A 20,395-nucleotide genomic window follows, 5' to 3' on the forward strand; every position below is an offset into this window, starting at 1 on the left:
TCTTTTACTTAGTTATAAAAAAAATTGCAAACACATATGGACGTCCGTACCAGTTATATGTATAATCTAGTTATCGCAGAAACTTTCACAAGTATGCGTAAGAAAGCAAGGAGGATTCGTGATGAAGAAAAAGCTAGCCCTTCTCCTTAGTGTCCTGCTAGTGCTGAGTTTAGCAATCGCAGGCTGCTCATCCACCGCAGCAGACCCAGAAGACGATCAGATCCGTATTGGTGCCTCTATTCTAACACAGTCACATCCCTTCTATGTTTCTATCAAAACAGCCCTTGAAGAAGAAGCCGCAAAGCAAAATGTAGCCATCGACGTTTCTGTTGCCGACCAAGACTTAAACCGACAAATCTCTGCCATTGAAGATTTTATCAACAAAGGTGTCGACGCTATCATTATCACCCCCGTAGACTCTGACGGCGTCAAAGGTGCTATCTTAAAAGCCAAAGCGGCGAACATTCCTGTCGTTACTGTTGATATTAAAGCCAATGATGTAGAAGTAGATTCTCACATTGCAACAGACAACTACAGTGGTGGTATGATTGCTGCAGAGGCCATGGCGCAGTATCTAAACGGCCAGGGAGACATTGCTCTAATTACATACCCCGAAGTACAATCCGTTCGTGACCGCATTGATGGATTTAAGAAAATTGCAGCGACCCATCCCGGCTTAACTATCGTTACAGAATTACCAGGCCGAACTCGCCAAGAAGCGAAGTCTGCGTCTGAAGATATGCTCACGGGACAGGCCAATCTAAAAGGCATCTTTGGATTTGGTGATGATATGGCCATTGCAGCCAATGCAGCCATTACAGAAAGAAACTCCAATGCCATCGTTGTTGGTTTTGATGGACTCGAAGAAGCCAGAAACTCTGTCGATCAAGACAACGCATTCAAAGCTGTTGTCGTTCAATATCCTGACAGAATGGGTTCTGAAGGCGTAATTAACGCTATAAAACTTGCAAAAGGTGAAGCTGTGGAGAAAGAAATTCCCGTAACACCAGGTCTATACATCCATGGACAAGGTTTCGTAGATGTAAAGGTAGAAGATGGAAAAGTAATTGTTAACGTACAGTAAAACAACAAAAAGAAGATAAAAAGGATAACTGAATAGACCAAAAATTGAAGAAATATCGGCACTCGATATTTCTTCAATTTTTATCAGCCGAAAGCCACATTCCCAAGTAAAAGAGTTTGCACAAGTAGAAATGAGTGTGAATAATGATAAAAAAAATATTATCAATGAAAGGAATAAAAAAAATCTTTCCTGGCGTAGTTGCACTAAGTGGTGTCAACTTAGAACTAGAAAAAGGACAAGTTCTCGGTCTACTCGGTGAAAATGGTGCAGGCAAATCTACGCTAATGAAAATTCTCGCTGGCTCTTACAAGCCAGATGGCGGCGAGATCTATTTGGCTGAGCAAAAAGTTGAAATTCAAGATGTAAACCATGCCAAAGAGTTAGGCATCAGTATTATTTATCAAGAGTTAAGCTTATGCCCTAACCTAACAGTGGCTGAAAACATTTATGCCTTTCAAGAACCGACCCGCTTTGGCTTAATTGATGATCAGAAAATGATTGCAATGACGCAAAATCTTTTTAAGGAATTGGATATAGATATTTCTCCCACAGCAATGGTGAAAGATCTATCAATATCAAATCAACAGATGGTTGAAATCGCCAAAGCATTATCAACAAATCCAAAAATCATTATTATGGATGAACCGACTTCTGCGTTAAGTAGTAAAGAAACAGAAAAACTTTTTACAATTATTCAAAAATATAAAAACGAAGGTGCTTCCATGATCTACATTACCCATCGGATGGAAGAAATCTTTGCCATTACGGACTCGATCAGTGTATTGCGAGACGGTCAGTATATTGGAACAGTAGCAACAGAAAAAACGACGTCAGAAGAACTGATAAAAATGATGGTTGGCCGAGAAATGAACCAAGTCTACCCTAACAAAGACTTTCACTATGTAAAAGATGAAAAACTGTTAGAAATCAAAAATTACCGAAAAGAGAAGTATTTTTACGATGTTTCCTTTTTTGTCAGGCCTGGAGAAATTGTTGGCTTATACGGTCTTATGGGCTCAGGTAGAACAGAAATCGCCAAAGGAATTTTCGGGATTATCAAAAAAGAGAGCGGCCACATGTACATGAAAGGCAAAGAAATCAAGGTGAAAGATCCTTTTCAAGCGATTGAACATAACATTGCATTCGTCACAGAAGATCGAAAAAATGAAGGACTCGTCTTGTCAGCAGGTGTCTATGAAAATGTGACCATGGCCAACTTGGGAAGATTTTTGAACAAGTTCCGCATGATTGACAAGGAAAAAGAAGTAGAAGTGACGAGCCAACATATTAAAGATCTTCGGATTAAGACACCTACTTTTTATCAGACTGTCAACAAGCTCAGTGGTGGCAATCAGCAAAAAATTGTCCTAGCCAAATGGTTTGAAATCGATCCAGAAGTCTTAATTTTAGACGAACCTACCCGTGGTATTGATGTAGGTGCTAAATATGAAATCTATAAACTTATGATCGAACTGGCTAGAAAAGGTGTTGGGATTATCATTATCTCTTCCGATCTACCAGAAATCTTGAACGTATCTGATCGCTTGCTCGTTATCAATGAAAAACGAATTATTGCTGAATTAGATCCAAAGCAAACAACACAAGAAGAAATCATGACACATATTATCGGAAGAGGTGATCGCCATGGACAAACTAAAGAACTGGCTTAGTCAGAAAAAATTATTCAAAAGCTACAGCGGTGTCTTCCTCGCTTTGATCGGCTTGATGATTCTATTTTCTTTTCTCAGCCCCCATTTTCTTCAAACGAACAACTTGCTAACCATTCTCTCCCAAGTATCAATTATTGCCATCCTGGCTTTTGGCATGACATTTGTCTTAATGATCGGAGAAATTGACTTATCTGTCGGCTCTATTGTAGCTCTTTGTGGTATTGTCCTTGGTGTTATGCTCTCGAGCGGCCAAAGTGCTTTTGTCTCCATTGTGATTGTCCTCGCCGTCGGTGCTTTAGCAGGCTTATTTAACGGCATGATTAGTGCAAAATTCCGCATTCCTACGTTTATCGTCACTGTAGCCGCCATGGGCATCTTCCGCGGCATCGGCTATGCCATCACTGATGCAAGACCAATTCAAATTGAAAACTCTTTTATCTTATTTCTAGGGAATGGCAAGATTTTTGATACCATTCCAGTTCCTGTTGTCGTCGTACTCGTTTTGTTGCTAGCCGCTCATATTCTGCTTTCCAAGACCAAGTTTGGCCGACAAGCCAAGATAGTGGGAGGCAACCGCGTTGCTGCTGAATATGTAGGCATTAATATCAAAAGATTGCAAATGAAAATTTTTATGATCACCGGTCTTGCTGCAGCTGTTAGTAGTATTCTCCTCAGCGCACGACTTTACTCAGCCCAACCGAATGTGGCCATCGGCTACGAGTTAGATGCCATTGCCGCTACTGTCTTAGGCGGGACAAGCTTATCAGGCGGTTATGGAACCGTAATCGGAACATTCATAGGCGCCTTAATTATGGGTGTTATCAACAATGGTATGAACCTAATCGGCATGCCTTACTTCTATCAACAAATCGTCAAAGGCTTAATCATCATCATCGCTGTCTTTATTGATGTCAGAAACAAAGAACGACTGCTAGCCAAATAATTAATTACCTAGGAAATGAGTGATACAATGGCTCAAATCATTACCATTGGAGAAATTCTCGTTGAAATTATGGCAAAAAATGTGGGACAACGGTTCCATCAAAGCGGAGAATGGGTTGGCCCTTTTCCCAGCGGAGCGCCAGCCATTTTCATCGATCAAGCCGCTCGCTGTGGCAGTGACACCATGATTGTTGGCGCCGTCGGCAACGATGGCTTTGGTAAAATCAATATCGATCGATTGCACCAAAATGGTGTCAATATTTCTAAAATCAAAGTATTACCCAACGCTACGACAGGCGTTGCCTTTGTAACCTACAACGACGATGGCAGCCGCGACTTTCTTTTTCACATTGCCAATGCTGCATGCGGCACCATCGAAGCATCAGACATAGAAGAAACGCTGTTTCAAGACTGCAAATATTTTCACATCATGGGATCTGCCATCTTTAATGAGGGAATTCACCAGGCCATTATTAAAGGTATCGAATGGGCACAGAAAAAAGGAAGCGCCATTACCTTTGATCCCAACGTACGCAAAGAAATCATTACCAATGAAAGCAAAAGAAAAAATCTTGTCACCATCTTAGAACAATCGCAAATCATTTTAGCAGGAGAAGATGAGCTCTACTATCTAACAGGTGTAGAAGATGAGCAAGAAATCATCAGACACTTGCTCTCCCAAAAGGCCCAGATGGTCCTGATCAAAAGAGGCCGCCGCGGCGCTTCCCTTTATATCGAAAATAAGAAAATCCATGTCGAAGCACTGAAGGTAGAAGAAGTTGATCCTACAGGCGCAGGCGACTGCTTTGCCGGCACCTTCGTATCCTGCCTGAATCAGGGCATAGCGCCTGTCGAAGCCCTCTACCTTGCCAATATCGCAGGTGCAAGAGCCGTTACGCAGAAAGGACCCATGGAAGGAAACACTTCACTGGCAGAACTAAAGAAGATCTATCAAGACAAATATTCATAAAAAGTGAGGTGGCCCTTTATGCTCCTATCGACAAAACATATGCTGCACCAAGCCCAAAAAAAAGGCTATGCTGTTCCGGCTTTCAACATTCATAACTTAGAAACAGCGCTGGCCGTCGTACAAGGTGCCGAAGCCATGCAAAGTCCCGTGATTCTCGCTGCAACGCCTGGAACGCTCTCCTTTAATGGACGACCCTATATAACTGCCATTATCAAAGAACTAGCCCAACAAAGCAAAGTCCCCGTAACCTTTCACCTTGATCACCACGAAAGCTTTGAAGATATTCGCCCATCCGTCGATATAGGTTGCCGCTCTGTCATGATCGATGCTTCCCATGATCCTTTTGAAGAAAACGTAAGAAAAGTTCAAGAAGTCGTTCACTACGTACAAGCTCTAGGCGGTACTGTAGAAGCAGAACTGGGAAGACTCGGTGGCATGGAAGAACATATCAGTGTCAAAGAGAACGAAGCAACCCTAACGGATCCACTGTCAGCAAAGGAGTTTGTCGAGAGAACAAGCATTGACTCTCTTGCTGTGGCCATTGGAACAGCCCATGGCCTCTACAAAGCTGAACCGAAGCTTGACTTTGAACGACTCAAAGCGATCCGCGCACTAGTAGAAGTGCCTCTCGTTCTGCACGGTGCTTCTGGCGTACCTGACCAAGCGATTATCCGGGCTGTTGAGCTAGGCATATGCAAAGTCAACATAGCCACAGAACTAAAAATACCTTTTACAGAAGCTCTGCGAGACTACTTAAAGGCGCATCCGCAAGAAAGTGATCCCAGAAAATACTTTTTACCAGCGAAAAATGCAATTCAACAGGTGGTGCAAGAAAAGATCTTGCTTTGTGGAAGCCAAGGAAAAGCCTAAGCAGAGAAAAGAAAAGGAAGTCGAAGAGTATGATCTTGACCCTTACCTTAAATCCTGCTGTCGATACTTGCTACTATGTTAAGACTTTTCAAGTCAATGCTTCCAATCGCAGTCAGCGCTATTATAAAACAGCGGGAGGCAAAGGCCTTAATGTCTCAAGAGTGCTGCAGCAACTCGGAGCTTCCGTTGTGGCTACAGGATTTTTAGGTGGATTGACAGGTCAATTTATTGCAAAAGAACTACAAAAAATGGCCCTTCATTCTGCTTTTGTTCCTATTAAAGAAGACACAAGAAATTGCCTAGCCATCGTAGATGAACAGGGACAACAAACGGAGTTACTAGAAGCAGGCCCTACCATTTCCCCGCAAGAAAGGGAACAATTTTTGTCTTTGCTCACTGACTTGATCGAACAAGAGGCCATAAAAGTGCTTACTATATCAGGAAGCCTACCAGGAGGTTTACAAAAAGATTTTTACAAGAGCATTGTTGAGAAGGCGAAAGCAAAAAAAATTCTAACCCTTGTTGATACGAGTGGAGAAGCCTTTTCTGAAGCAATCAAAGCATCGCCCTATCTTATCAAACCCAATCTTTCAGAATTAGAAGAGCTTCTGTCCAAGAAAATCGAATCAGAAGAAGATGCTGCGCAGGCATTGCAAGAACTACAAACTTTTGGCATCGAAAATAGTATTCTTTCACTGGGAGCCCAGGGATCAATGGCTCGTTGTGGCAATGCGCTATACCGTGTACAGATTCCTTCTGTAGAGGTAAAAAGCCCTGTCGGTTCTGGTGATGCCATGATAGCGGGCATGGCTTGGGCGATTCTACGACAAGAATGCTACGAAGAAATGTTACGCATTGGCAGTACTTGTGGCGTTGTTAATGCAATGAATAACAAAACCGGAACGCTCGACATGGAACAATTTTCAACAATCTATAGGCAAATTGTGGTGAAAAGACTACAATAAAAACTGGCACAAATTGTGCAAAAAAAGGAGAGGATAGGTAGGGAAAGTTTATGATCGATAAAAACTCAAAAAGTCCAATCTACTATCAGATTGAAGAATGGGTCAAAGCACAAATAGAAAACAATACTTTCAAAATTGATAAATTGATCCCATCAGAACGAGAGTTCATTGAACGCCTCGGTGTCAGTAGGCACACGGTGCGTCAAGCGATAGGCAATCTTGTCAACCAAGGTTATCTCTATCGGATTCCCGGTAAAGGCACCTTCGTTAAAGATAGGAACTTAATTATCAAAGAGAATCGATACACAAGTTTTTCTGAAGATATGGCTTATATAGGAAAGAATTTAGTGAATGAGGTACTCTCCCTAGAGTATCAAGAAGCCTCTAAAAGCATTGCCAATCGGCTGACGATCGATGAAAAGAATCCTGTAATCAAGGTGCGAAGAATAAGAAAAGTTGATCAATTGCCCTTAGCTTATGAAATGGTCTTTATATCGCAAAAAATTGTTCCTGAGCTACCGGAAGAAAAGGCAAGAACATCGTTGCTTCAATTTTATGAACAAGAAAAAGACTTAAAAATCGGTTATGCCAGCGAAACAGTAGAAGCTGTTTTAGTCACAGAAAAAACAGCAGAACTCTTGGGTCTACCCCTGTTTTCCCCTCTATTATTAGTGAGAACCAAATTGTTTCTTGATAATGGACAGCAAGTACATTACATGAAAAGTTATTTTAGAGGTAATAAGTATAAGTTTTCTCTGAAACTACATCGATGAAAGACGCGACAAAGGGCAATTTGCAGGGAAAGCAAAGGCCCTTTTTCTTTTTTAGGACATCATCAAAAAAGAAAAGTGAAAATACTTTTTTGAAGATTTTGGGCAATTGAAGTAAATAGTATGATAAAATAGCATTAGTCCCTACAAGTGCAATCTTTGAAGATGCATAGAATAGATTTTGAAGAACTGACTTATACAGACATTACAGGCTTTCACTTTTATCAGACGAAAGATTTCAGAAGAAGGAGGGCTTTCATGCATAAAGGTGACGTAGACCATACAAATAATACTTCTGAAAATCTCTGGGTGCTTGCCATCGGTGCATCGGCAGGGGGATTGCGAGTTATTCAAGAAGTGTTAAGTACACTGACACCCAATGAAAAGCTCGTTGTACTAGTGGTGCAACATCTTTCTCCCCGCTATCCCTCACATTTGACATCCATCTTAAAAAGAGCTTCTGCGATGGATGTGCAAGAAGCGGTTAACAATAAGATTGTTGAAGGCGGAACCATCTATGTGGCTACGCCCAATCATCATATCTATTTACAAGGTCATCGAATCGTTCTAGATGCCCAATCAGAGAAAGTGAACTTTGCACGACCTTCCATCGATGTGCTTTTCGAATCAACATCTGAAGTTTTTGGTGCAAGAACGATAGGATTAATACTTTCAGGCACAGGTTCTGATGGTAGCAATGGAATTGTAACCATTAAAGAAAATGGCGGTTTTACCATTGCCCAGGAGTCTACCAATAGCTGCTATAATGCCATGCCTCAAAACGCGATTAACACAGGTGCCATAGACTTTATCTTACCTACCAATGAAATATCTAAAGTAGTATCCCAAATTATTGAAGATCCCGAGTCGGTACGGAAGGAACTGACCATCGATGAACACCTGGAAATCATCGATTTGTTGAGAACCCATCAAAAAGTAGACTTCTTTAACTATCGCCGATCTACTTTCAAACGGCGTGTGCGCAAAAGGATGACCTACCTTCAATTAAATAGCATCAAAGAATATATAGACTACTTGCGTAACAATCCTCAAGAGCTGGCAGAGCTTCATAACGATCTATTAATTAATGTAACGCACTTTATGCGAGATGATGAAGCCTTTGCATCTTTGCGCCAAAATTGCCTAAGATCGCTGGTTGAAAAAAAAGATGATGGAGAAAGTTTGCGAATCTGGTCTGTCGGCTGCTCTACAGGCGAAGAAGTTTATTCGGTAGCTTTTATGGTAGCTGACTTATTGGAGCAAACAGGAAAAAAACTAGATGTCAAAATTTACGCTACCGATATTGACGAAGCAGCTATCCTAGAAGCCCGACGAGGCTTGTATATAGATGCTAAAATGGCAAGCCTTCCTGAAGACTATCGAAAAAAATTCATGACGGATTATGGTGATTACTGCAAGGTAAAAAAAGAAATCCGCTCTTGGATCATTTTTGGTGTGCAAGATGTCATTTCTGCACCACCTATAGCCAAAGTTGATCTTGTTATTTGTCGCAATTTGCTGATCTATTTTGAAAAAGAATTGCAAAAAAAGGTATTGAGCAAACTGCACTATGCAATCAATCCTCAAGGCTTCCTTTTCCTTGGAAAGTCTGAAACCACATCTATTCTACCTGCTTACTTCAAGGTTATCGACAGACGTTGGCGGATTTATCAGAACCAGTTTGCCTCGACGCACCGAGTACTACCTATACGAAGTCGCAACAATTGGATAGAAACGGCGCCTAGCAAGGTGCAACAAAGGGATGAGCATATTCGTGAAATTGTACTAGAAAATATCCCCTTTCCAATGATTGCACTGAATAACCACTTACATGTACTTTTCTATAACCGTCGAGCCAAAGAAATCTTTCAAGGTCTTGGGTTGATTCAACCAGAAGGCACCATCGATGGAGAAACAATAATTTTCAACATCTTAGAAGAAGAAAAAACTCAAGCATTTCGAGAAGCCTTCCACACAGGGATAGTTCCAACCTATGAAAAAGTTGAATTACCCTATCGTGATAGCTATCGCTATTATTCTCTGCAAGCTTTCCTTGATGAAAGAAGCAAAGAGAGCACCCTCGTACTTCTCTATTGCCCCATACATAAAAGAGAGGAAGCCTACTCCCTAAAAGCAAATCAAAAGACCCATATGGAACGAGAGCTGAATGATGCTCTAACATTGAGTGAAGAATTGCAAGCGACTGTGGAAGAGCTAGAAACAACGAATGAAGAACTTCAAGCAGCCAATGAAGAATTAGAAACAACGAACGAAGAGCTAGAAGCATCGAATGAAGAATTAGAAACAATCAACGAAGAGCTTGAAGCGACCAATGAAGAGCTAGAGACCATCAACGAAGAACTTGATGTACGGTCCATTGAATTACAAAATGTTTCTAACTTAAAAAACAGTGTTCTCTCTTGCATCAATGTGGCTGTTATCGCTGTAGACTTAGAAGGCATTGTTATGGAATGGAATCCCGCCGCTGTTCATCTTTTTGATATTCCTGTCTATCGTGCTTTGCAGCGTAACTTTTTTGTGCTGAATGTACCACCGATTTTTGATGATCTACGCCAGTACGTAGAACGATGCGCCGCTGGTGAAGAAGTCAATATAATACGCACTGTTGCCACTTGGCAGCATAAAAAACTAAATATTGATTATGTGCCACTGCTCAAAGACAATGTTACCGTCATGGGTATCTTAATTGTGGCCTACGATATTACGGAGCAATATGAATTACAACATCAACTACAAAAGGCCCTGCTCAAAGAGCATCAATTGGTCGAAGAGCTGGCAGAAGCGAAGACCAATGCAGAAAAAGCCAATCACCTTAAGACACAGTTTATCGCCGAACTATCTCACGATCTGCGAGGATCCCTGAATGTCATTTTAGGCATGAGTCAACTGGGTATCGAATCTTGCAGTGAATGGCAGAACCTTAAAAACGATGACAATGAGTTACAACTTCTTTTTGAAACGACTTACAAAGCCGCCGTTAGCCTTAATGAAGTATTAACACAAGTCTTAGAATTGTCAGCCATAGAGCTAGGCAAAAAAACGATTGAGAACAAAGTCTTCTCTTCTGCACAACTGCTAGAACAAATTAATGCTGTAATTGCTTATAAAGCCAAACGTGCGCAAATCCGATACCTAGAATATGATGAAGTTCCCTCCCATTGTCTCATTGAATGCGATTTCTCCAAGACTTGTCAGGTTCTGCTTAATTTGCTTGACAATGCTATCAAATACTCCAAAAGCGGTGGAGAGGTATCTCTACAGATGAAAAAAGAAGACGACGACTTGGTCTTGTTGGTGAAAGACAAAGGCATCGGTATGTCTCAAGAAACAGTAGAGCAAATCTTTAACCCTTTTTATCGCAACAGAAAAGTAAAAGCCATCACCGGCTCAGGCCTAGGGATGGCGATTACAGAAAAAATGGTGAAAACCATGAATGGAACCATAGAAATTGAATCAGAGCAGGGACAGGGAACAACAGTGACAACCCGGCTTCCTGTACGTTTTCTGAAGAAAATGGAGGATAAATCAAATAAATCCAATCCAATTACACAAGAAATGTTGCGACCCAATTGGCTTAGCAAGAAAGTACTTATTGCCGATGATGACAGAACCTCAACGGTTCTTTGTCGTCAAGCATTAATGGCAATAGGCAGTGAAGTGATAACGGCTTCCACTGTAAAGGAAGCCCTAGAACAAGCTCAAAAAGTACAGTTTGATTTGCTCTTAATGGAACTACAGCTTTCTGACGGGGAAGGACGAGATATTATATCGGCATTATCCAAAGAAGAAGCAGTTCCTCCGAAAGTAGTCCTCGTAAGTCGAGATGCCGTAGAAATACAACTGTCTGGTGAATGGCAATGCTACGCCCAAGAGGTACTGGCCAAACCACTGTCCTTAGAACAATTTTATGCTTTGTTATGGAGAATGAGGGAATAAGAAGTGAGCCTTATTTATCGGATTGCTTTGTCTCTGGGACAGTGCTCACGATTCAAGCAAGAACGAAGCGAATAAGGCACTTCCAGACCATATTTCTCAAGCAGAGAGTGCTCAGACAATACTTCTCGAGGAGCACCCTCGGCTTGGAAGGCACCCTCGGCAAGTAGAAGAACGCGATCGCAAAGTTCAAGCACCATTTCGAGATCGTGAGAAGCTAGAAGCATCGCACAATCACGCTGTTGTAACAGATTGATCAAACGTCGGCGATAGCGCATATCAAGATTTGCCGAAGGCTCATCTAATAAAAGAAGGCGAGAACCCATGGCTATAATCCCAGCAATGGCAGCCATGCGTTTTTCCCCGCCTGAAAGATGGTGAGGCGCTCTATCCAGCAGTCCTTCAATCCCTGTTAAGGCACTTGCTTCTTCGACTCGTCGAGCCACTTCTTTCTCTGAAAGCCCCATATTCATCGGGCCAAAGGCAATATCTTCTCGAACAGAAGGACAAAAGAGCTGATCATTTGTGTTTTGAAAGACCATGCCGAGTTCAGGATAAAAAGCACCAGGAAGAACGGCTTTGTCAAAAAGAGAGACAGAACCTTTCGTTGGCTTGAGAATCGCACCTAAAAGTAAAAAAAGAGTCGTTTTACCAGCACCGTTGGGTCCGATTAAACCGACTCGCTCCCCTGCAGCAAGGGTTAGATGTAAATCATGCAATATAGATCTCTCTTCTTCATAGCGAAAAGAGAGATTTTTTATTATCAGCGCGGCTTCCATTGCTTCAACTCCTTGCAGATAAAATACTACCAAGATAAACCACGATAAAGAAGGCCTCGATGCCCTTTTCACCTTTATCGTCCTCCCTCTTATCGAAAGAAAAGAGGGAGTTGAATCTGATTAGGGATAGCCCAAAAAAGCAAAAGCAAGGGCTATCATTGTCGTAGCAGCAAAAAGCCATAAATCTTTGGGCTGGCTTTGAAAAGGATGAATATAAAAAGCATGTTGACCGTAACCGCGAAGTCGCATCGCTTTGTAGACTCGTTCTGCTTGATCATAGCTACGTACAAGCAGGGAGCCTAAGAGGTAAGAGGTCGTTGTAATAGAAGCGATGGAATCACTGCGATACCCTCGCAATCTTGCTGCCGTCGATTGACGTTCATAATCCTCTTGCAACTGAAACAAATAGCGGTATGTAAAGTGAACCATATCAGCCATTAACTCAGGAAGGCCTAGATGGCGCATTGCTTTTAAAATCATCAACATCGGTGTAGTTCCAAAAAGCACCAAGACCAGTGTGAGGATCGAAGTGAGCTTCCCAGCAATAAGCAAAAAGGCAACCAATCCTTCTAGGCGAAGGGCAAAAGGACCGGCTTGCCAAAGAATTTTTTCCCCTGCAAAAAAAGGCAATAGCAACGCTAAAGCCAAAAGAAAAAAAGCAGGCACTTTAATTCGAGAGAGCCAAAGTTGAAAAGGCAGAGAAGAAGAGAAAAACAAAAAGACCGTTACAAGCAACATAGCTGGCAGAACGAGAACATTTTGAACGAGAGCAAAGGCAAAAATCAACACCATAAAACCTAGAAACTTGTAGCGGGGATCCCAACGGTGTAGCCACCGATGCCCAGCAACGTAGGGATCAAGCTTTAGGCCCACGAAGGCTCACCTCCCCTAGCGATTCGAATCCAGGTACCTTTTTCGGCAGGCATCAAGAAAAATTGTTGATTCATTTTGGTACGGAAAAGTTTCATAGGTTTCTACATTCAAGGATTATCGAGAAGAGAAGGCTTAACACGCAGCAAAAAAGTTACAACCATGGCTGTAATCGCACCTTCAATCAATGCCAAAGGCAAATGAGATAAAGCCATAACATAAACGCCAGCTCGGATTACTTCATTATTTAGATGAGCTGGTAACATCGTTAGCAACAAGAAAGTCGCCATAACCGTTGTCAGCAATACACCAACGCTTCCGCCTAGAAAGCCTAAAACACCCAAAAGGGTTTTGTTTTTTCTCCAGCTAGGGCGATGGCGTAACTGAAAGAGAAAGTGACTTGCCAAGGCTGGAATGCCGACAAGGCAAGCGTTAATGCCTAACGTGGTTATACCACCATGTTGAAACATTGTAGCCTGAAAAAACAATCCAATCAAAATAGCAGGCATCGCATAATAGCCAAGCATAACACCCATTAACCCGCCAAGAATCAAGTGAACACTGGTAGGTGGAATGGGAATATGAATGAGAGAAGCAACAAAAAAGGCGGCTGTAAAAAGCGCTGCCTTAGGAACACCAGCTCTAGGATCGTCCTGTTGACCAATCTTACGAAGCGCATAAGCCGTTCCAGCTGCCGCAAGTCCGTACCCAGCCAAGGAAACAGAGAGGGGCAAGATCCCATCAGGAATGTGCATCTTTCTTTCCTCCTTGTGGCAAAGGATCTTTACGCCGTGAGAAATAAAGAGCCGTACCAACAAAGCCCCAGAGAACAGAACCGATCATAACAGCTTTTTGCAACGACGATACATCTTGCTGAACCCCTTTTAAAGGCATACTGTCGCCGACAGGAATGTCGATGGTAGCACCGTGGCCGGTATGTTGTACTTGCACCACATAAGTCCCTGCAACATCACGATCAGGTGTAAAAGAAAAGCGTCCGTCGTCATCACATTGTCCTTCTAACCAGGGCTCTGACGCGCCAGGCTTAAAGACGAAGAAGTGTCCACCATCCATCGGTTCTTGCGTATCATAAGCAGCTCGGACATGAATGGTAATATCAGCTTCATATTCCAAGCGCGTTCCATGGGCCCACGCTTCTGTAGCAGCGCTAGGGCCATAGCCAGCCGTAGCTACAATCGTAGCCAAAGCAGCAGTGACAAATATGTTTCGTACCTTTTCACGAAAAGACTTCTTACCTGTAAAGTAGCGCATTCAAAAACCCCTACTCCTTCTTACAAAACGTAGCAACAAAAAGAAAACTCCACTCCGCCTGTAGGTAACAAGGAGTAGAGTCGCCATTATAAACCATTCGACAAGAATGCCACAATTCCTGCCAACCAGTTATGTTCGCGGTCGGGCAAAGCCATTGATAAAATCCCTAAAGCCAAGAACGCAGAAGAACTGCCTCTACTGTATTATGGAAGATTGAAATATTGATTGATAGCCCGGAACGCTTTTGTGACCATAAATTCAATATCTTTATCATTTACAATATAAGGAGGCATAAAGTACAAAACATTGCCTAAGGGCCTAAGTAGCAACCCTTCTTGCAAAGCTTTTTGGTAGATCTGATATCCGACGCGCTTGTCCCAAGAAAAAGGTTCTTTCGACGCTTTGTCTTGCACCAGCTCTAGGGCCCCGATCATGCCGATTTGTCGAAACTCGCCAATGTAGGGGTGACCATGGGCGAAGGATTGGACGAGCTCTTTAATTTGGGCAGACTTTGCTTTGTTTTGCTCTAGTACATTGTCTTCTTCAAAAATTTTCAATGTAGCAAGAGCGGCTGCACAAGCTAGAGGGTTGCCTGTATAGCTATGACTGTGCATGAAGGCTTTTAATTCTTTGTAGTCACAATAAAAAGCTTGATAAATTTCATCGGTAACAACGGCTAAAGATAGGGGTAGATAGCCGCCTGTGAGCCCTTTGGATAAACAGATCATATCAGGCGAAATGTTGGCATGCTCACAAGCAAACATTTTTCCTGTTCGTCCAAAGCCAACGGCGATTTCGTCAGCAATCAAGTGGATCTTGTATTGGTTACATAGAGCCCGTAATTTTGATAAGTATTGCGGAGGGTAGATCTTCATGCCAGCGGCCGCTTGCACCAGTGGTTCAACAATAACCGCACAGATCTCATGGTGCTTTGCTTCAACGGCTCTTTCCATCTGCTCAAAGCAGGGAGCCTGACAAGAAGAGCGCTCTTGGCCATAAGGGCAACGGAAACAATCAGGGCTAGGCACTTTGATTGTATCAAGAAGCATGGGCTTGTAAATTTTGTTGTATAAATCAATATCACCGACAGAGAGGGCCCCTACGGTTTCACCGTGATAAGCATCTGTTAAAGCAACGAATTTCGTCTTGTTATGTTGACCTGCTTGTTGATGATATTGAAAGCTTAGCTTGAGAGCCACTTCAACAGCCGAGGACCCATTGTCAGCAAAAAATACTTTATTCAACCCCGGTGGTGTAATATCTACAATTTTTTCTGCTAGCTCAATGGCGGGTTGGTGAGAGAAGTTGGCGAATATCACATGTTCAAGCTGGTCGAGTTGTTTTTTTATGGCCTTGTTAATTCGCGGGTTACAATGACCAAAAAGATTCACCCACCAGGAAGAAACGGCATCTAAATAGGAATGACCCGTAAAGTCATACAGATAAGCGCCTTCTCCTTTTTCTATAACAATGGGCGGAAAATCCTCGTAGTCTTTCATCTGTGAGCAGGGGTGCCAGATATATTGTAAATCTTTTTTTTGAAGTTCTTTCATAATCATAAGCTTTTACCTCGTAATGTATTAACAGGTATCTCTAAGACAAGTCTTCTCGTTTTTCAATTTTAAAATATAGACAGTGATAGGTAGCTTGCGTTTTGTTGCTACTATGATAGGTTTGTTCGTATATTCGAATCATTTCTTTTAGCAAGGTAGGATGAGCCAAACGGTTACAGTTGCTGTTGCTAGCACCCACTTTTTTGATCGACTTTAAAAAATCCCGTACCGAAGCAAAATACTCTATTTCTTCTTTTTCCATGGTTGTAATGTGGTACGGCGATGGAGTTTTGCTTGTTACTTTTTCATGAAGTAGTTGGAGCAGTTCCTCTCTATGGAAAAAATTCTGTCCTGGTGAGGCATCGGTGGAAAGTTGAAGTATTTCTTTCGCTTTGGCGTAGGAGTGGTGCAGCTCTTGAAAGGTTTTGTTACCAAAGGTTGAAAAAATGAGAAGTCCCTGGTGCTTTAAGAGAGAGTCTAACTTGGCAAGGGTCTCACCGGGCTGGTTAAACCATTGAAAAGTGGCATTAGAAATAATAAGGTCAAACTTTTTAGGAATCCCGATCTCTTCAATATCGCCACAGAGAAAGTCGAGATTTTGGTGGTTCAGTTTTTTCTGGGCATAGTCAATCATGCCAGGGGCGATATCGACAGCTGTAATCTGAGCTTCTGGATAGAGGGTACACAGCCTTTTTGTTAAATAGCCGGTGCCGCAGCCAACTTCCAAAATGTCGATATTTTTGTTGCTGATTATAGGGCCATCTTCTTCTTGTCCCTTGTCTCCTTTGACAAGGAAAAAATTAAGAAGATCTTGGGCCATTTTTTTTTGTACATTGGCGTAGTTGTCATAATTGGCCGCGTTGCGGCTAAAATTGATGCGCAGCACTTTTTTGTCAATCATGGTTCTCCTTTAGCGCATGGCGCTTGATCACTGTCACAAAATCTTCTGGCCTGGTGTAAAAGGGCATATGGCCGGCACCTTCAAGGGAATGAAAAACTACAGGACCTTTCCAGTGTGTAGCAATATACGCCGCGGCAGATTCAGGACAAACTGTATCTTGGTCTCCTTGAATCAGCATAAGTGGTGTTGATAAGGTGGGAAGAACATGTCGAAGATCTTCTTGAAGTAGGAGGTCAAGGCCAGCGAGCAACGTTCCTAGATCGTAGTGTTCAGCGTTAATTTGATTTTCTTCCATAAATTGTTGATCGTAGCCTTGCTCTTTCTCTACTTCTGAGAACATGGAGATATAAAAGTTATGTAAACATTTTTCTTTGTCTTGGGTAAGAGCCCTTTTCATTTTTTCGACAATCTGAGGAGGCAACCCGCAGTTGTACTTGCTTTTGCGGTCTCTAGTAAAACGGCTCGTTCCACTGACGAGTATGATTTGCTGAAGCTGAGAACGGGGATGTGATGGTAGCTGCGGGAGATCTTGAAACTGAGATTGAGATTGCGCGGCCTTATAGTGAAAAGCAAATTGAATGGCCAGAAGGCTTCCTAGAGACCAGCCGAGTAAAGAAAAGGATTCCTGAGGAGCCACTTTTTCATGAATCAATGAGAAGGCCCGTTGATAATAGTCTTCTACACTTTTTAGGCCGTACCAGTCACAGCTATAGACTTCATAGTCTTCTGATAAAAGAGGAATTGCTTTACACCATACCCTGGAGTCCATAGACCAGCCTGGAAGAAGGATTAATTTTTGCTTTTTTTTCATTTTATGTTTTTCCATTGTCTCTACCATCTTCTCTATCATCTTTACAAAGAGGTTGTCTGCACTTCTACATTCCCTACTGTTTCTTTTCTGAATTATTTCTGATATCTTTACCAACTTGCAAGGTCTTTTCGATGGCCCTTTTCAGGTCTTTGTAGTCATGGGTAGCCATGATAGAATAGCGCAAGCGGCTGGTGCCTTGGGGAACCGTAGGGGGTCGAATTGCCGGTACATAGATGGCTTCTTCAAAAAGCTTTCTACTCCATTGCAAAGCAAGGTCAGCATCCCCTACTTGTAACGGAATAATGGGGCTGTTGTCCATAGGGACAGAGAAGCCGTTGTTATTGAGCTCACCTCGAAACCACTGTGCTTTCTCTAAGAGGCTTTTTCTCCGTTCTGGTTCCTTTTGAATAATTTCTAGCGCTTGTAGTGAAATGGCGATGGTGTGTGGCGCCGGTGCTGTGGAGTAGATGAAGCTTTTGGCTTTATGGCGAATGTAGTCTATCATGCTTTGCTTCCCGGCAATATAACCGCCTTCGCTGGCAAAAGCTTTGCTTAAGGTACCCATTTGAATATCGACTTGATCTTGTAAATTAAAGTGAGCAACAGTGCCACTGCCTTTTTTACCTAGAATACCTGTGCCATGGGCGTCGTCAACCATGGTTAGCAAGTTGTGTTCTTTTGCCAACCTTACGATTTCCGGAAGAGGCGCTATGTCACCGTCCATGCTAAAGACACCGTCGGTGATGATCAATCCTTTGCCTTTGTTATGGTACCGTTTTATCTTTTTTTCTAAATCGACCACGTCACAATGCTTATATACGACAAGTTTCGCGCCACTTAAGCGGCAGCCGTCAATAATACTGCCGTGGTTTAAACGATCGCAAAAAATGACCCAATCGGGATCGGCCAGCGCAGAGATAGTTCCTACATTGGTAGCATAACCTGTGCTAAAGACGATCGCTTTCTCTGTTTCTTTGAAGGCAGCTAGCTTTTCTTCTAGTTCTTGATGCAGCTTGTAGCTCCCTGTGGTAAGGCGTGAACCACCGGAACCGACGCCGTATTCTTGAATTGTACGAATGGCAGCTTCTTTCATGCGCTCATCGTTGCATAAGCCTAAGTAATTGTTCGATGAGAGCAGCAGTACTTTTTGACCTTCAATGATTGTGTAGGGATCTTGTGCTGCTTCCAGATAGTTTAATTTTCGATAGAGGTCTTTGGCGCGTAGCGACTCTAGGGTTTCTGAGAAATTGTACATTATATTTCAATCCGTCCTGTGCTATCTCTTGGATCCTCTATCTCCTGTATCTTCATAAAATTGAACTGGGTAAATACTTCTTTAAGATTACCGGCTTCTAGATTTTCTACCTGTAATGCCTCTATGGCTGGTATAACGGCTAAGACGGGAAGCTGGGTGATTTTACTGACCGTTTTAATATTGTCATTTTCTAAGAAGCTTCCTCGGTAATTATTGAAGATAAGGCCTTCTATTTTGATGCCGAGTTGCTCTGCCATTTTACAAGTTAAGTAGCTATGATTGATAGTTCCTAAGGTTGTTTTGGTAACGAGAAAGCAGCTTATGTCTAATTCTTTGATGAGTTCGTATTGCATATAGCCTTCTTCTGTTAAGGGAACAGCAAGACCGCCACAGCCTTCTACAATTAGGACGTCGTATTGTGCTTTTAGCTGCTTGTAGGTTTCTACAATCGCTGGAATGTCTACTTTTTTCTTTTCCATTCTTGCAGCGAGGTGCGGTGAGACGGCTGTTTTATAGCGAAAGGGGTTAATACGATCATCCTCTTCATCAAGGCCCGATACTTTTTTGACGAAAGAAAGATCGTAGGAGAAGAGTTCCCCTTCTTTTTCAATGGCGCCGCTGGAAATCGGTTTGAAATAGCAAGCGTTATGGCCTTTTTGAAGAAATTGGTACATTAGGCCGGCTGATATGACTGTTTTGCCTACATCGGTGTCGGTTCCAAGGATAAAGATGGCTTTTGTCAAGATTTATACCTCCAGACCGGCATCGCGAATCATTTTGATATCATCGGCGATGGAATTGCCGAGTGTAGTTAGATAGTTGCCTACGAGGGCGGCATTTACGCCTGCTTGAAAGCCTTTTTGTTGTTCTTGGCCAAGGGCGCTTCGGCCACCGGCGTAGCGAATGGTGCCATGAGGGATAATGAGGCGGAAAAGGGCAAGGGTTTTTAAGATTTCTTCCGGCTTTAAAATTTCCATATCTTCAAGTGGTGTGCCTTTAATGGGGTTGAGGATATTGATGGGAATCGATGGAACGCCCAGTTCTCGTAGTTCTAAAGCCATTTGGATCCGATCTGCCATTGTTTCACCCATGCCGATGATGCCACCACTGCAAACGTCAAGGCCTGCTTGTAAGACGTTTTGAATGGTTGTAATGCGATCCTCGTAGCTGTGGGTATCACAGATCTGGCTGTAAAAGTCGCGGCTTGTTTCGATGTTATGATGATACGATGTAATGCCTGCTTCTTTTAAATGTAAAGCTTGTTCGAAGGTAATAGTGCCAAGGGAAGCGCAGAGCAAGAGCTTTGTTTCCTGGCGCAACGTTGCAATGGTATCTAAGACTTGTTCAAAATCTTTTTTCGAGAGCTTTCCGCCACTTGTGACAATGGAAAATCTATGTACACCTTCGGCTTCATTTTTTTTGGCTTCTTCTACGATGCGTTCTTTCTCGAGAAGTGGGTATTCAGGAATGTTGGTATTGTAATGAGCCGATTGGGCACAGTATTTGCAGTTTTCAGCACATTTGCCAGACTTGGCATTGATAATGGTACAAAGATCAACGTGATCGCCTTTATACTTTTGACGGATTCTATTGGCGAGTGCGAGTAAAGCTTCTGTGTCAATCGACTCTTCAGCCAGTTGTAAGGCTTCTTCGTAGCTAAGAAGAGCACCACTTTCAAGCTTAGTCTCTATCTGTGTTAATAGTTGACTCAACTTTATCCCACCTTTTC

18 protein-coding genes are annotated in these 20,395 nt (G+C 42.5%); 8 read left to right on the forward strand and 10 right to left on the reverse strand.

The features are described 5' to 3' along the window. Positions 1-121: 121 nt before the first annotated feature. From FTV88_RS00245 to FTV88_RS00280, 8 genes are all read left to right on the forward strand, one after another. Positions 122-1,084, forward strand: coding sequence for a substrate-binding domain-containing protein (locus FTV88_RS00245; protein ID WP_153723843.1), 963 nt, complete (start codon positions 122-124; stop codon positions 1,082-1,084). Between the two features lie 143 nt (positions 1,085-1,227). Further along, the gene (locus FTV88_RS00250) at positions 1,228-2,754 is read left to right on the forward strand and encodes a sugar ABC transporter ATP-binding protein (RefSeq protein WP_243137212.1); all 1,527 of its coding nucleotides are present in this window, start codon (positions 1,228-1,230) and stop codon (positions 2,752-2,754) included. Then, entirely contained in the window at positions 2,729-3,697 is a 969-nt protein-coding gene (locus FTV88_RS00255; RefSeq protein ID WP_153723845.1) for an ABC transporter permease, read from the forward strand. The genes FTV88_RS00250 and FTV88_RS00255 overlap by 26 nt, the downstream gene beginning before the upstream one ends. 27 nt (positions 3,698-3,724) lie before the next feature. Continuing rightward, complete coding sequence (locus tag FTV88_RS00260) at positions 3,725-4,666, forward strand: sugar kinase (RefSeq protein WP_153726438.1); 942 nt, start codon at positions 3,725-3,727, stop codon at positions 4,664-4,666. An 18-nt stretch (positions 4,667-4,684) separates the two neighbouring features. Beyond that, positions 4,685-5,536: a tagatose-bisphosphate aldolase subunit GatY gene (gene gatY, locus FTV88_RS00265; RefSeq protein WP_153723846.1), complete on the forward strand. Its 852-nt coding sequence runs from the start codon at positions 4,685-4,687 to the stop codon at positions 5,534-5,536. A 29-nt stretch (positions 5,537-5,565) separates the two neighbouring features. After that, positions 5,566-6,501, forward strand: coding sequence for a 1-phosphofructokinase (gene pfkB / locus FTV88_RS00270; protein WP_153723847.1), 936 nt, complete (start codon positions 5,566-5,568; stop codon positions 6,499-6,501). 50 nt (positions 6,502-6,551) lie between these two features. Further along, positions 6,552-7,274, forward strand: coding sequence for a GntR family transcriptional regulator (locus FTV88_RS00275; RefSeq protein WP_153723848.1), 723 nt, complete (start codon positions 6,552-6,554; stop codon positions 7,272-7,274). Between the two features lie 255 nt (positions 7,275-7,529). After that, positions 7,530-11,228, forward strand: a complete 3,699-nt coding sequence (locus FTV88_RS00280) for a chemotaxis protein CheB (protein ID WP_162007818.1) — start codon at positions 7,530-7,532, stop codon at positions 11,226-11,228. 14 nt (positions 11,229-11,242) lie between these two features. Here the strand turns inward: FTV88_RS00280 and FTV88_RS00285 are convergent, their stop codons facing one another. The 10 genes from FTV88_RS00285 to bioB all read right to left on the reverse strand — a co-directional run bounded on the left by FTV88_RS00285 (position 11,243) and on the right by bioB (position 20,378). After that, the gene (locus tag FTV88_RS00285) at positions 11,243-12,004 is read right to left on the reverse strand and encodes an energy-coupling factor ABC transporter ATP-binding protein (RefSeq protein WP_153723850.1); all 762 of its coding nucleotides are present in this window, start codon (positions 12,002-12,004) and stop codon (positions 11,243-11,245) included. 120 nt (positions 12,005-12,124) lie between these two features. Beyond that, the gene (gene cbiQ / locus FTV88_RS00290; protein ID WP_153723851.1) at positions 12,125-12,877 is read right to left on the reverse strand and encodes a cobalt ECF transporter T component CbiQ; all 753 of its coding nucleotides are present in this window, start codon (positions 12,875-12,877) and stop codon (positions 12,125-12,127) included. Between the two features lie 107 nt (positions 12,878-12,984). Then, positions 12,985-13,629, reverse strand: a complete 645-nt coding sequence (gene cbiM / locus FTV88_RS00295) for a cobalt transporter CbiM (protein ID WP_153723852.1) — start codon at positions 13,627-13,629, stop codon at positions 12,985-12,987. Beyond that, positions 13,616-14,146 (reverse strand): carboxypeptidase regulatory-like domain-containing protein, encoded by a 531-nt coding sequence (locus tag FTV88_RS00300; protein WP_153723853.1) that lies wholly within the window; start codon positions 14,144-14,146, stop codon positions 13,616-13,618. The genes cbiM and FTV88_RS00300 overlap by 14 nt, the downstream gene beginning before the upstream one ends. A 203-nt stretch (positions 14,147-14,349) precedes the next feature. Continuing rightward, a complete protein-coding gene (gene bioA, locus FTV88_RS00305; RefSeq protein WP_153723854.1) occupies positions 14,350-15,705 on the reverse strand; it encodes an adenosylmethionine--8-amino-7-oxononanoate transaminase in 1,356 nt (451 codons plus the stop codon). A gap of 34 nt (positions 15,706-15,739) precedes the next feature. Next, the gene (gene bioC, locus FTV88_RS00310; protein WP_153723855.1) at positions 15,740-16,600 is read right to left on the reverse strand and encodes a malonyl-ACP O-methyltransferase BioC; all 861 of its coding nucleotides are present in this window, start codon (positions 16,598-16,600) and stop codon (positions 15,740-15,742) included. Beyond that, a complete protein-coding gene (locus FTV88_RS00315; protein WP_162007819.1) occupies positions 16,593-17,426 on the reverse strand; it encodes an alpha/beta fold hydrolase in 834 nt (277 codons plus the stop codon). The genes bioC and FTV88_RS00315 overlap by 8 nt, the downstream gene beginning before the upstream one ends. A gap of 58 nt (positions 17,427-17,484) precedes the next feature. Then, on the reverse strand, positions 17,485-18,666 hold the full coding sequence (bioF, locus tag FTV88_RS00320) for an 8-amino-7-oxononanoate synthase (protein WP_153723857.1): 1,182 nt from the start codon (positions 18,664-18,666) through the stop codon (positions 17,485-17,487). Beyond that, a complete protein-coding gene (bioD, locus tag FTV88_RS00325) occupies positions 18,666-19,409 on the reverse strand; it encodes a dethiobiotin synthase (protein ID WP_153723858.1) in 744 nt (247 codons plus the stop codon). Before bioD ends, bioF begins: the two co-directional genes overlap by 1 nt. A gap of 3 nt (positions 19,410-19,412) precedes the next feature. Then, positions 19,413-20,378: a biotin synthase BioB gene (gene bioB, locus FTV88_RS00330; RefSeq protein ID WP_153723859.1), complete on the reverse strand. Its 966-nt coding sequence runs from the start codon at positions 20,376-20,378 to the stop codon at positions 19,413-19,415. Between the last annotated feature and the right edge of the window lie 17 nt (positions 20,379-20,395).

Source organism: Heliorestis convoluta, assembly GCF_009649955.1.
GTDB classification, from domain to species: domain Bacteria; phylum Bacillota; class Desulfitobacteriia; order Heliobacteriales; family Heliobacteriaceae; genus Heliorestis; species Heliorestis convoluta.

What these genes read in the sequence shown, in the direction of transcription:
- FTV88_RS00245 (WP_153723843.1), top strand. Translation starts at nt 122, where the DNA reads ATGAAGAAAAAGCTAGCCCTTCTCCTTAGTGTCCTGCTAGTGCTGAGT.
- FTV88_RS00250 (WP_243137212.1), top strand. Translation starts at nt 1,228, where the DNA reads ATGATAAAAAAAATATTATCAATGAAAGGAATAAAAAAAATCTTTCCT.
- FTV88_RS00255 (WP_153723845.1), top strand. Translation starts at nt 2,729, where the DNA reads ATGGACAAACTAAAGAACTGGCTTAGTCAGAAAAAATTATTCAAAAGC.
- FTV88_RS00260 (WP_153726438.1), top strand. Translation starts at nt 3,725, where the DNA reads ATGGCTCAAATCATTACCATTGGAGAAATTCTCGTTGAAATTATGGCA.
- gatY (WP_153723846.1), top strand. Translation starts at nt 4,685, where the DNA reads ATGCTCCTATCGACAAAACATATGCTGCACCAAGCCCAAAAAAAAGGC.
- pfkB (WP_153723847.1), top strand. Translation starts at nt 5,566, where the DNA reads ATGATCTTGACCCTTACCTTAAATCCTGCTGTCGATACTTGCTACTAT.
- FTV88_RS00275 (WP_153723848.1), top strand. Translation starts at nt 6,552, where the DNA reads ATGATCGATAAAAACTCAAAAAGTCCAATCTACTATCAGATTGAAGAA.
- FTV88_RS00280 (WP_162007818.1), top strand. Translation starts at nt 7,530, where the DNA reads ATGCATAAAGGTGACGTAGACCATACAAATAATACTTCTGAAAATCTC.
- FTV88_RS00285 (WP_153723850.1), bottom strand. Translation starts at nt 12,004, where the DNA reads ATGGAAGCCGCGCTGATAATAAAAAATCTCTCTTTTCGCTATGAAGAA.
- cbiM (WP_153723852.1), bottom strand. Translation starts at nt 13,629, where the DNA reads ATGCACATTCCTGATGGGATCTTGCCCCTCTCTGTTTCCTTGGCTGGG.
- FTV88_RS00300 (WP_153723853.1), bottom strand. Translation starts at nt 14,146, where the DNA reads ATGCGCTACTTTACAGGTAAGAAGTCTTTTCGTGAAAAGGTACGAAAC.
- bioA (WP_153723854.1), bottom strand. Translation starts at nt 15,705, where the DNA reads ATGATTATGAAAGAACTTCAAAAAAAAGATTTACAATATATCTGGCAC.
- bioC (WP_153723855.1), bottom strand. Translation starts at nt 16,600, where the DNA reads ATGATTGACAAAAAAGTGCTGCGCATCAATTTTAGCCGCAACGCGGCC.
- FTV88_RS00315 (WP_162007819.1), bottom strand. Translation starts at nt 17,426, where the DNA reads ATGGAAAAACATAAAATGAAAAAAAAGCAAAAATTAATCCTTCTTCCA.
- bioF (WP_153723857.1), bottom strand. Translation starts at nt 18,666, where the DNA reads ATGTACAATTTCTCAGAAACCCTAGAGTCGCTACGCGCCAAAGACCTC.